11 protein-coding genes are annotated in these 11,895 nt (G+C 58.6%); 5 read left to right on the plus strand and 6 right to left on the minus strand.

Going from position 1 to position 11,895, the window contains the following annotated elements; translation table 11 throughout:
* Positions 1-10 precede the first annotated feature (10 nt).
* Genes Q3C01_RS08440 through Q3C01_RS08450 form a run of 3 tightly spaced genes read left to right on the plus strand, consistent with a single transcriptional unit; the run spans position 11 to position 1,597 of the window.
* Positions 11-481 carry an ArsI/CadI family heavy metal resistance metalloenzyme gene (locus Q3C01_RS08440; RefSeq protein ID WP_458144862.1) on the plus strand — a complete coding sequence of 157 codons (471 nt, stop codon included), beginning with the start codon at positions 11-13 and terminating at the stop codon, positions 479-481.
* A gap of 13 nt (positions 482-494) precedes the next feature.
* Positions 495-914: an arsenate reductase (glutaredoxin) gene (arsC, locus tag Q3C01_RS08445; protein WP_458144863.1), complete on the plus strand. Its 420-nt coding sequence runs from the start codon at positions 495-497 to the stop codon at positions 912-914.
* Positions 914-1,597, plus strand: a complete 684-nt coding sequence (locus Q3C01_RS08450) for an aquaporin (protein WP_458144864.1) — start codon at positions 914-916, stop codon at positions 1,595-1,597. The genes arsC and Q3C01_RS08450 overlap by 1 nt, the downstream gene beginning before the upstream one ends.
* A 338-nt stretch (positions 1,598-1,935) precedes the next feature.
* On the opposite strand, the gene Q3C01_RS08455 is transcribed toward Q3C01_RS08450, so the two are convergent.
* The 4 genes from Q3C01_RS08455 to Q3C01_RS08470 form a co-directional block, all read right to left on the minus strand.
* Positions 1,936-2,262: an HU family DNA-binding protein gene (locus Q3C01_RS08455; protein ID WP_458144865.1), complete on the minus strand. Its 327-nt coding sequence runs from the start codon at positions 2,260-2,262 to the stop codon at positions 1,936-1,938.
* A gap of 424 nt (positions 2,263-2,686) precedes the next feature.
* Positions 2,687-3,049 carry a ribbon-helix-helix domain-containing protein gene (locus tag Q3C01_RS08460; protein ID WP_458144866.1) on the minus strand — a complete coding sequence of 121 codons (363 nt, stop codon included), beginning with the start codon at positions 3,047-3,049 and terminating at the stop codon, positions 2,687-2,689.
* Positions 3,050-3,188: 139 nt separating this feature from the next.
* On the minus strand, positions 3,189-3,791 hold the full coding sequence (locus tag Q3C01_RS08465) for a DJ-1/PfpI family protein (protein ID WP_458144867.1): 603 nt from the start codon (positions 3,789-3,791) through the stop codon (positions 3,189-3,191).
* Positions 3,792-4,062: 271 nt separating this feature from the next.
* Positions 4,063-5,496 carry an MATE family efflux transporter gene (locus Q3C01_RS08470; RefSeq protein WP_458144868.1) on the minus strand — a complete coding sequence of 478 codons (1,434 nt, stop codon included), beginning with the start codon at positions 5,494-5,496 and terminating at the stop codon, positions 4,063-4,065.
* Between the two features lie 2,017 nt (positions 5,497-7,513).
* Between Q3C01_RS08470 and Q3C01_RS08475 the strand changes: the two genes are divergently transcribed.
* Both Q3C01_RS08475 and Q3C01_RS08480 read left to right on the plus strand, forming a co-directional pair.
* On the plus strand, positions 7,514-8,185 hold the full coding sequence (locus tag Q3C01_RS08475; protein ID WP_458144869.1) for a response regulator transcription factor: 672 nt from the start codon (positions 7,514-7,516) through the stop codon (positions 8,183-8,185).
* A gap of 88 nt (positions 8,186-8,273) precedes the next feature.
* On the plus strand, positions 8,274-8,660 hold the full coding sequence (locus Q3C01_RS08480; protein WP_458144964.1) for a response regulator transcription factor: 387 nt from the start codon (positions 8,274-8,276) through the stop codon (positions 8,658-8,660).
* 1,765 nt (positions 8,661-10,425) lie between these two features.
* Here the strand turns inward: Q3C01_RS08480 and Q3C01_RS08485 are convergent.
* On the minus strand, positions 10,426-10,872 hold the full coding sequence (locus tag Q3C01_RS08485; RefSeq protein ID WP_458144969.1) for a type 1 periplasmic-binding domain-containing protein: 447 nt from the start codon (positions 10,870-10,872) through the stop codon (positions 10,426-10,428).
* Entirely contained in the window at positions 10,760-11,482 is a 723-nt protein-coding gene (locus Q3C01_RS08490; RefSeq protein WP_458144870.1) for a LacI family DNA-binding transcriptional regulator, read from the minus strand. The genes Q3C01_RS08485 and Q3C01_RS08490 overlap by 113 nt, the downstream gene beginning before the upstream one ends.
* Between the last annotated feature and the right edge of the window lie 413 nt (positions 11,483-11,895).

Raw genomic sequence — 11,895 nt, forward strand, 5'->3', positions numbered from 1 at the left:
AGGATACGGCATGAAGCGCCTCCATGTTCACGTCTCAGTCTCGGATATCTCCCGCTCCGTCGGCTTTTACTCCGCGCTGTTTGCCGCACAGCCGACGGTGATCAAATCCAACTATGCCAAGTGGATGCTCGAGGATCCGCGGCTCAATTTCGCGATTTCGACCCGCGGACGTGAGCCCGGCCTCGATCACCTCGGTATCCAGGTCGAGAACACTGACGAGCTGCACGAGGTCTATGCACGCCTACGCCAGGCCGGCGGCGACGTTATCGAGCAGGGCGAAACGACATGCTGCTATGCCAAGTCGGAAAAATCCTGGATTGATGATCCCGCAGGCATCGCCTGGGAGACCTTCCACACCACGGGAGAGAGCACCGTCTATGGTGACGGTTCCGGCGAGAACACGGCTCGCATCGCCCGAGAGAAGGCGAGCGCGTGCTGTGCGCCGCAGACCTCAACAAAGCCGGCTTCGGCCTGCTGCTAAGGGCACATTCGCGATGGACGTTATCATTTATCACAACCCGGATTGCGGCACGTCGCGCAATGCGCTCGCGATGATCCGCAACGCCGGCGTCGAGCCACATGTCGTGGAATATTTGAAGGCGCCGCCGTCACGCTCGCTGCTCAAGCAATTGATAGCGCGGATGGGGATTTCGGTGCGCGATCTGCTGCGGGAAAAGGGCACGCCCTTCGCTGAACTCGGGCTCGCCAACCCGAAACTCAGTGATGATGAAATGCTGGATGCCATGGTGGCGCATCCGATCCTGATCAATCGCCCGATCGTGGTGACACCGAACGGCGTGCGGCTGTGCCGTCCCTCCGAAAAGGTTCTGGACCTGCTGCCGCCACAGCGTGGCGTCTTCGTCAAAGAAGACGGCGAACGCTTAGCCGATCCGCGCGGGCCGGCGGCGGCCTGATGCCTTCGCTCGGCAAGCGCCTCTTTGCCGAATGGCTTGGCACGGCCTTCCTGCTCGCCGCGGTGGTCGGCTCAGGCATCATGGCGCAAAAGCTCGCAGGGGGTAACGTCGCGCTGGCGTTGCTTTGCAATACCATTCCGACCGGCGCGGTACTGGTTGTGCTGATCCTGATCTTCGGTCCGCTCTCCGGGGCGCATTTCAATCCCGCTGTCACGCTGGCCTTTGGGTGGCGCGGCGAACTGCCCTGGCCCACTGCAGGCCTTTATACTCTCGTGCAAATCGCTGGCGGCATTGTGGGTGTGTGGCTTGCACATTTGATGTTCGAGCTGCCGATCTGGCAATCGTCAGTGACGGTTCGGACCGGAACCGGGCAATGGCTTGCCGAGGGTGTGGCAACCTTCGGCCTCCTGCTCACAATTTTCGGCTGTGTGGCTCGCGCTCCAAGCGCGGTCTCCTATGCGGTCGGCCTTTACATCACGTCGGCGTATTGGTTCACGGCTTCGACCTCGTTCGCTAATCCTGCCGTGACCATCGCACGTTCGCTGTCGGACACCTTTTCCGGCATCGCGCCCAGCGGCGTCCTGGCTTTCATCGCCGCACAACTGTTTGGCGCAGCCTTAGCGACGGCGCTATCAGGTTGGCTATGGGACCGGCAGGCGAAGCGGCTTGAGCGTGGGCTATGATGGCAAGTGGCCGCTTCTACCGCCCCAACGAGATATTGGCCCGGGAATGAGCTTGACCTTCTAATTCTGATTACAGAAGAGATGGAAGCCCGCAGATAGAAAAACTGGCTCTAACCGGGTTTTCCGCGGCCGACAGCTCGGTCCCGGAAAGGCAAACCATTGGGGTGCAGCAAACTCTGTCGATGAACACATTGCGCGTTTGTGAAGCGATGTGGTGCTACGCGTCGACGAGAGTCCGCCTGCCGACACTCAGCACCTCACTTCGCGAGGCGATCCACCGTGGCCTCCAGTGCTTCCGAGTGGTAGCGATCACCCTCTCCATCCAGTCCAACTGCAGTTTAGCTCGTGAGAGCGGGAGCTTCTTCATAGCGCACTGCGTCTTTAGCAACCTTGAGCGGCGAAGCTTTAACCGATTTGCTGGCTGGCTTGGCCGCGAATTCCATCGGCTGCTTCGTGAAGGGATTCACTCCGCTACGGGCCTCAGTAGCGGGTTTGTTCACCACTGACATCTTTACGAAGCCCGGAATGACGAACTCACCGGACTGATTCAACTCCCTGTAGCCTACAGTCGCCATCTGCTCGATGACAGCCTTTATGTCAGACTTGGAAATCTGAGTTCCTTCAGCAATTGCGTCAATGAGCTGGTTCTTGGTCATCTTGGCCATAGGGATTCCTTTGAGAGCCACAAATCGATTCAAATGCGTGAGCTAGCCGGCTTCGTTGCTTTTGTTCGAGCACGGCAAAACTGCACGAATCGCGTTTCTTTCACGCCGAGGTCATGAAGTGACGGCTTAAAACCTATTGAAAGGCAAAATACAAGGATCCGTTCGAGGTGCTTCCGACATCCCGCCCACTTCTTACGTCGGCTGGGATAGATTGCCGGTCCTTGAAATGGTCTGAAACTCAAGGGCTTGCGAGGAGACCGTTCGTCGCTTCACTTTTGCAAGAAACGCGTGTAAGCATGCGCCCGTAGCTCAGCTGGATTGAGCTCCGAAGGTTCAAATGTTCGAATGGTGTCGGGCCCTCCATTGAAAGTAGCTTTTTCTTTCCAGACGAGCTGCGGCACCGCCATCGATTGACGCGTTATACCTAACCAGCGACTGAAATCCTCGATTTGTTATTCACACTCCCGGCGTCCGCAGTAAAGCGTCGTGCCTCGCGCTCAAGTATGCGGTTGGCGTCTAGCGATCTGATCGGCGTGGCGAAATCGCGCGGAATGTCGCCAGTGAGCTGCAGCATCAGATACCGGCCGCAGCAGACGCGCAGGAACGAGGAAAAATGCTCCACATTTCCTCGATCCTCCAGCAATTCTTCATGCAGCCGGTCCAGGAGCTGCGAGAGTGTCATGCCGTCGCGCTGCGCGAGCTCCTCCAGAATCCGCCAGTCAAGGTTCTCCAATCGGATGTTGGAAAGAAACCGCGCATTCGCACGAGCTTCAGCGGTGTCTGCCAAGCTCCGCATCCGCATTGATAAAGAGCGTGGACATGGCCCCCTCAGGGCAGCAGAACCAGCCGGGTTACAGTCTATCACCCTGCCCTAGCGCCTCCACCTACGCTCATTCTCACCGGCCACGCGTCGTCAAGCCGGACGATCATCCGGCGCGGCGCAGGCCGGAATGGCTAATCGTCGTCCCCAGAACGGCAAGAAATTGCGATAGCCATGCCGGGTGAGCCGGCCAAGCCGGCGCGCTGACCAGATTGCGATCTATCACGGCGGCATCAATCGGGATATCGGCATAAAAGCCGCCAGCGAGTTCGACCTCGACGCGGCAGGCCGGGTAGGCCGAACAGGTGCGCCCCTTCAGCACGCCGGCGCCTGCAAGGAGCTGCGCCGCATGACAGATTGCGGCAACGGGCTTCTCGGCATCGAAGAAGTACCTGACCAGCTCGATCACCCGTTCATCGGTGCGAAGGTATTCGGGAGCCCGGCCCCCCGGGATCACGAGCGCATCGTAAGTTGTGCAATCGATTTCGGCGAATGTTGTATTGATCGTGAAATTGTGGCCGCGCTTTTCGCTGTAGGTCTGTTGGCCCTCGAAATCATGGATCGACGTTGCGATTGTGTCGCCCGCGGCCTTGCCGGGGCAGACGGCATGAACCGTATGGCCGACGGCGAGCAGGGCCTGGAACGGGACCATTGTTTCGTAGTCCTCACAAAAATCTCCAACAATCATCAGAATGCGTTTGCCGCTCATGCATCATCCTCCTTCATTGCTTCCAGCGCTCGCTCTTTGCGTGCCCAGGCACGGATACAGCCGGCGGGACTTGGTAATAATCGGTTAGCGCAGTCGAGCGAGCGGCACGCGCACGCTGCCGTCAGCAGTGTGCGTGCGCGCAAAGATGAACAAGTTGTAGATAGGATGCCGTGACCTGACGCAGGACATCTTAGCGCCACAACAAGTAATAGTGCGAGCTAAGCCAACCGTATTCATGGTCCCGAGCATTCTGACTGGCAAGAGGCCTGACTTACGAGATTGACGGACACCTCTGAAGGGCAAACCTGCTCGCCAGCAGCAGGAAACGCAAAACCAGAAAGCCCGCGTAGACGGTCGTCCCAACTGACAAGCCAATCCAGATACCGATGGCACCAAGCCCGATCTTCAAACCAAGGACGTAGCTAAGAGTGAAGCCGATCGCCCAATTGGCTATGCAGGCGAACAGAAGCGGGATGCGGGTATCCTTCAGTCCGCGCAAACCGCCCGCCGCAATGTGCTGTGCGGCATCACTGATAAAGAAGCTCGCGCCGATCAAAAGCAGGTTTGCCGCCAGTTCTGTCGTCGCACCGGCACCGTCGCGCGTCTGGTCCAGAAAAAGACCGGTAATCTCAAAACGCATCGCCACGACCGCGGTCGTCAGCAGTGCGGCAGCCACAATCCCGAACAGTATAGCGATCAGCCCTGACCTTTTGACGCCGGGGCCGTCACCGCGGCCGACTGCATGACCAACGCGCACGGCCGCCGCTGTGCTGATACCTAGCGGAACCACGTAAAGCATCAAGTCGACCTGGAATGCGATCTGATGGGCAGTGAGTGCGCTGACGCTGACGAGGCCGGCCAGCAGCCCCGCGGCGGAAAACAATCCGTATTCCAGCAAAACAATCAGCGAGATCGGAATCCCGGTTACGATCAAGCGCCGCATGAAGAGCCAATCGAACTGCCAGAAATGAGCAAGGACATGATAGTCTCGGAAAGGGAGGCGCATTGTGGCGAACCACAGAACGGCCAGGAACATCACAAAGTTCACCGAGGTGCTTGCAAGACCAGCCCCGAACAGGCCAAGCGGCGGCAGGCCCAGCTTTCCATAGATCAAGAGATAAGCCATGAGGGCATTGAAGGGGATGGCGCCAAGCGTAATCCACAACACCGGCTGCGGCCGGTGAACCGCGGCCATAAAGTTGCGGAAACCCTGAAACCACAGTGCCGGCACCACACCAAAGGCTAGTCCGAACAGGTATTGCTGTGCGAGCCGCGCCACGTCGGACGCCTCGCCGAAAGCGAGCAGTATTTGCTCACCGTGTAACGCGAATGCCATGATCGGGAGCGAAAGCAGCAGCGCCCCCCAGAGTCCCATGCGCAGCGTGCGTCGTACCGCGCCAAGATTTTTCGCGCCGAACGCCTGGGCCGCCAGGGGCGCGATCGGCGCCAGCAAACCTACGCCAAGAGTGAAGCCAACGAGGAAGATCGTGGCCCCCAGCGCTGCCGCAGCGAGCGCCTCAGGACCGATGCGCCCGATCAAGGCAAGGTCGGTCGTCATCATCGCGACCTGCCCAAGCTGCGTCAAAACCATCGGCCATGCGAGCTTCGCAACTTCGGCAAGCTCGACAGCGAGCTGATGGTTTTTCCCCCATGTCGTCCGTTTGCGCTGGAAGGTGAGCGGCGGCTTTTCGACGAATTTGTCCATAGAAATAACGCTGTCCGGTTTGCTTTGCCGGCTCCACAATCTGCTTCAAGCGAGGAGGATCTGCTTCCCTGCCCTGAAACGCGCGATGGTTACTGAGGCGAGCTCACATCAGCGATTGCGCAGGTCCGCCACAGAGACGAACCGCGTCAGCGCGATAGATCCGCATTGGGCTCGAGCCGCCCACTGCTCACCAACTGATGTGAGCAGCTCCGTCACTTCCGCCAGCGGCGCCGCCTTGGTGTGAAGGAAACGCGGCCGGTGGCCGATGCGCCGAAATGATCGGTCACCAACATCGCCCATGGGTATCGGCGCGAACTGGATCCTGGCGTGCTCTATCGAGCTGGGAAAATCTCGCAAGTGCGCGCAGCCAAAAGGGTACCGGCGTTAAATGTCCCGAAGTCACGTTCCTGGCATACGGGTAGCTGATATCGTCGGTCACCTGTGAATCCTTGTCCTGAACCAGCTCCTCTCTTCAAAGCTCGTGCCAACGCAAAAGCCTTGATTAGAAGGCGATTTGCTGAAGGTGGCGTGTCGCGGCTCTGACAGCGTGTCAGAAATCCGACAGCCGCCGTCAGGAATGCTTAATCTCGACCTTGCAGTGGTTTGAGGCAGACCGTTCAGGCGTGGCCCAACGCTGTCCTCTATAGGAGAGCGACAGCTTTGTTCATTCGATGCTCGATGACCCCAGCGAGCTTCGCTTTCGGCCCGCCTTCAAACAGTTGCGGAAAGCCCACCGCCCGTCCCACTCTGCGCTCGAACAACGAAGGAAGTGTTCGCGCAAAATGGCGAGTCCGCAATCTTCTTCACTCTGTCAGCAGGCATCGACAAAAAAGCGGAGAATCCAATTTGCTGCCGCGCCGCCTTCCCGGACATCTGGAGCTGCAGCGCAGCCGGGAGAATGGATCGGTGTGGTGCATAAGAAGCGCTAAAGCGCGATGAGATTGGGATGAATGGTCATCGCGCCTTAGGTTGTTGTTTGAGCATGATCTCCGCGCAAACGCGTTCCGCTGATGTCGCGAGGGAAAATCGCTTTACACTTTGCGCTAGTGGGGCCCTTCGGGTCTGGATCATGCTCTAGGCGCGGCAAGCCACAAGGGAGGCAGCCGCAAGCGCGCAGCACGGCGTCAGCTTTTTGGGTGGGACGCAGGATCGACGACAGTCAGCAAGACCCCTTAAGACGACCGTCCTCAAGATCGCCGGTGGGCCCGTCCGTACATCCGCCGGTACGGAACCCGACGGGACCCCGGACCGAGAGCCCTCGGCGAGTGACACAACTTTGAGCGCGCGGCATGGAAGTCGGATGGCCCAGACGCGACGCGGCTCGGTTCACGAGAGCCCGGTGCGGCCAGCCGCACGCGCAGCAAAAACCGAAATGGGAAAGTCAAGCGCGCGAAAGCTGGACTTCCTCTCTAGCCATTGTCTCAGCATCATAAATTCTGACCTGAAGCATGGGAAAGCGCTGCTTTAGCTCCTTCGCTGCGGACCAGGCCCCGTCTTTGGTCGCAAATTCGGTTTTCAATCGGCCATCCACTTCGAGAGCATAACCGGAAGCGGGAAGTTTTGGAGTGGCTGCGAGCATTTCATTCCTTTGTCGTGTTGGTCTGATCGACGAGGGCTGCTTAACCTGAGTCGCCCGGCCCTCGCCAGTCGCGTTGGATGACCGGCATCTGTCGCAAAAATAAGGACGCAGCCTCAGGTTGCCGATGGGGAACAGGGAATTCGCGCCTCCAGGCCGCTGAAGGGCGCATCTTCACGCAATTTGAGCCAAAGCAGCGAGACTTGGACTGCCGACGACAGGCGCCCAGTCGGGGCCTGCATCCTCCTTTTGCCGCAAACGAATCGCCCATATAGTCGATAAATGGGAACTTCTGTCATCAGGCCTGGCTACTTGCGAAATTGGCGAATTCGGCCCCGCGAGGCAGTTGTGGGCGGCATCAAGACGCTTCCTTTCGCTTTCTAACCGGAGATGCGGCGTGACATTTCAGATCGTCTTGGGAATGCAGCCAGAGGATGCATCATGAGCGAGCTCTCGCAAGAGATGAGGTCGCGCACAAGTCCTGACGGCGCGATCGTCATGGTCGTCGACGACGACGCTTCGATGCGTGAGGCTCTCACAAATCTGTTCGAATCGGTGGGCCTCAAGGTCGAGGCTTTCGGCTCTGCGGCCGAGATTTTGCAAGCCGACCCGCCCGAGCTGCCGAGTTGCCTCGTGCTCGACATCCGTCTGCCGGGATCGAGCGGCCTCGAGCTCCAGTCCGATCTCGCTAAGGCTAATATCCACACTCCCATCATCTTTATCACCGGCCACGGCGATATTCCCATGACCGTCCAGGCCATGAAGAGCGGTGCGGTCGATTTCCTGACCAAGCCGGTACGCGAGCAGGACCTGCTCGACGCGGTCCAGGCCGCGATCGAACGAGATCGGAAGCGGCGCGACCTCGAAAAAACGGTTTCCGACCTGCGATCCCGCTTCGAAAGCCTGACGCCACGCGAGCGCGACATCCTGCCGCTGGTCACATCCGGCCTGTTGAACAAGCAAGTGGCGGCCGAGCTTGGCCTCGCGGAAATCACCGTCAAGATCTATCGCGGGCAGGTCATGCGCAAAATGCGCGCCAGGACGCTCGCCGACCTCATAAAAATGAGTGAAGCGCTCGGAATTTCCCGTCCCAAGGGCGACGTACAAACCTAAGTATGCTTTTCAATCCTGCGCCGCGCAGCCACTTTCCATAGCGAGGCCGCAACCGCGGCAAGCAGTTCCCCGATCATGGGCCATCATCTTGTCAACGCCACATGTGATTTCGGTCATCGACGATGATCCATCCGTTCGCGACGCGACGACCAACCTTCTGACATCGTGCGGATACATCGTCCAAACCTTTGCCTCTGCCGATGAATTCCTCCACTCGGCACAGTTGCACGAGGCGTCCTGCGTGATTTCCGATATCCAGATGCCGGCGATGAGCGGACTTGACCTGCTCAGGCACATGCGCAGCCTCGGCCATCACATGCCGTTCATCTTGATCACTGCTTTTCCGGACGATGCAGTGCGCGCTCGCGCGATCAACGCCGGCGCGATCGGGTTTCTTGCCAAACCGTTTGTCACGCAAGCCTTGATCAAATGCGTAAAGAGTGCCCTAGAGGGATCGGACGGTCCAAGCGGGTGACGCCTAGACTCTGTCACCACCCATCCCCGGTTCCAGTTTGTCTTGAGATCAACGGCCTTGATGTTCAGCCACATTTTGCGATGGCTGTCCGGTCACGCAGCCTTCATGATGAGCGAGATCGGCAAAGGTGTTGAGCGCGCCGGCTCACGAAACAAGGATTCATGGCGCGTGTCTCAAACCCCACCCGGACCTCCACCAAGGCACATAGCATGGTGACGTACGTTGAACGTGTCAAAACGGTTCAGCAAGAACTTTACATTGCGGTCCAATGAGTATGATCACCGCATTCCCCTGAGAAATGTTTATCTCGCCGGTGAGGTGTTTCTTCACTAGCTGAGTCATGAGCAACCGCATACGGTTGCCAAATCTTCCAAGACGCGACGTAGAGGGGCTTCCTCGCCTTGCCGTCAAGGGGCAAGGCGAGGTCAGCGGTACTGCAGTTGCGACCCCGCCTAGGCCGCAGTGCTGCGCCCGATTTCTTCACACACCTTGGCCGCTCTGGCCGCAACTTTCGCATCCGGCGGGAGGGTCCCAAAACCACCGCAGGTCAAAGAGCCACGAACTTCTTCTGACGTGGCCTGTTCTTGGCTCCGCATCGGCGCTTTCTCTCCGTAAGCCCAAGATCCTGTCGTGCTGCTCATGTTCAGCTCCTTCGAATCGGCCTCGATTGGCCTACTGTGAGAACGAGCAAGGGCCGTGCCAGCGCACGTCACGAGCATTGAGCGCGTGATTGGGCTTCGCATAATCGCGCAAGATCAATCGCCTGCGGTGTTTTGGATCTCACAGTTTGTGCAGCGCTGTCAGACTCAGAACAAGGATCGAGTGCTGGGGCAGCCGGATCCTTGTCCGGCAGACCTAAGTCCAGGCTAGATTTCGCTCCGGCCCAAGATACATGTCGGCAGAAGACTTCGCTCTGCCCTAAGACAAGGGCTCGGGCACCAAACCCGGTTGCATCTTGGAAGAGTTAGGCATCCGATCGTCGCACCTGTCCGCCCTAGCTCCTTTTGACCAGCCATCATGAACCAATTCCCATCGAACGAGAGCGAAGCGCCTATCGAGAATAAAAGCGGACGCACCATCGACTTAGCACAGACCACGGCGGGCGAGTGAGCGGGTGGGAGCAGAGGCAGAATCGACTGTGAAATGCCTAACTAACATTCGATCCCAGGCGATCTCGCTCGTCCTGCCGGTTGCTCGTTGTCGTCATCTTACGCGGCTTTCATTTCTGCTCAGGCAACACATAAAAGCTCACACTGTACAACTTCACGCAGCGTGCGATTCAAGCCTCGCCGGGGCCATCCAGGCATGAGATAGCTGCAGGTGCTGCGGCGTCTGCTTGTTTGCTACGATCAAAGCCGCATCACTACCTCCCAGGTGATGCTGGGGCGGACTCGGCGCATCCCCCGATCCAGTCGTCGATGCCGCCCCATTTTTTTTTGCGATCGATCGGCAGAAAGGGATGCAAAACCGAGCGGCCGCAGCTACGTCTCATCGGCTCCCGCATCTAATCCTCAGAGAGTACGCGCGCGAGCCTATGCGCACATGATGACCAGCATCTCGTCCGGGACCAGAGTCAGTGGATAAAGCCAGATGGAGCTTTGGCCACGTGCAGCTTCCTTCTCCAATTCCCCTGCGCAGGGATCTCAGCTCGCACATAAACCTTGGCACGGGACGTGCAGACCCATTGTTTACCGGGATTTTGCACCACCCTCCCGAGTCATGGTAACGCCGCCTGCGATCATTTCGAGTGGGCGGCGTTGCTGTTTCACCAGGCGACAAACCGCAGCGCGAGCCCTTCACATATGAGTTTGCCGCCCACATTTGCGATGTTGAGGCCTTGCGCGCGGTCCATCGCGATTTTCGGCATCTTGTCCAAGGGATGGCATATGGACGCGGTAATCAGTCCTTCACTCAGGCCCTTGCGTGCCTCGGGTCCCAGGTCGCGGCAGACGATGCGGATTTTCCGCTGTCGTTCGGGAGACAGCTCGCGCATCGCGCCTAAGACGCCCGAAGTGCCGCCATCATTGACGAAGATGCCACTGAGGTCCGGATTTTCGTCGATCAGTTTTCGGACCATTCCATGAACCTTCCCGGGGTCTTCAGGAATCAGTAATGTGTCCCTGATGTCGAAGTCCGAGGCGTGCTCGCGCATGTAGGAGCGGAAACTCGCGTCTGAAATATCCTGGCACTGATAGCGGTGGCTGCCGATCACGGGAAATACCTTGGCCTGGCTCGTTGACCATCTGCCTGATGAACCAAGCCGCTGTTCGACCGACCTTCCAGTTGTCAGTTCCGACAAATCCTGCGCGGCTCGCGGCGGAGAAGTCAGTGATATAGGCGACGACTGGAACGCGTGTGGCCTGCAATTCGTCGATCGTCTGACTAACCAGTGGATGGTCGGCGGCGATGATAGCGACGGCGTCGCTTTGCTTGCCAAGGTTCAAGAGATTGGTGGCAACGGCTTCCGGGGCCAGGTGGTCCTCGAAGAGCACATTCGCCTTGATAGCCGTATCTGTCCGCCGGGATGCCGCAGCGACGATTTGTGCGGCCCACAACTGATGAAGCGGCCGGTGCGACTGTTGCATGAGAAAGCCAAGATTCCGGTGCGGCTTGCTGCGCTCGCGCAGCGTGCCCAATCCATAAAAGCCGATCCTTTCTGCTGCTTCGACGATGCGCTCAACGGTTTCGGAACGCACCGTGGCACCACCATGCAGGAGCCGGTTTACCGTCGACACACTCACGCCGGCTGGTTGCGCCACGTCGGCGACCGTTTGCCGTTTCATCGCTATCTCCGGATATCTCATCCCTAAATGAGATGCCATGACGAGAACATCTCGTTCTTTCTGGCGTCTCAAAGTAACAGTCAAGCCGCATTCAACGAAGTGCACACGTCTACCCCAACGCTCCTCGAACGGGCCGACAAGCGAACCAGAAGGATGTGAGTTGGCACGCTGTCGGTGAGGAGCTGCCGCTCCGCATCGTAACGGTACGCGAGCATAGCGTGACTGGTAGCCGGCAACAGCCGACCAGCTGTCGGTCTGGCGGATGAAGGGCTGACCATGCACAATTGGTTGGTTCCCCAATAGTTGGAGCTACTCTTTTAATGGCTGGCGGAACGTAATGACTGGCGGAACGCTGACCGGTCCCTAGGCCGCTTCAGGTACTGCAGCGATGTGGGGGCTACACGTATTTAATTCGCTAGTGTGGCCGTGCTGTTGTCGGTTGCGCGCAAGAG

It is taken from the genome of Bradyrhizobium sp. UFLA05-109, assembly GCF_054185165.1.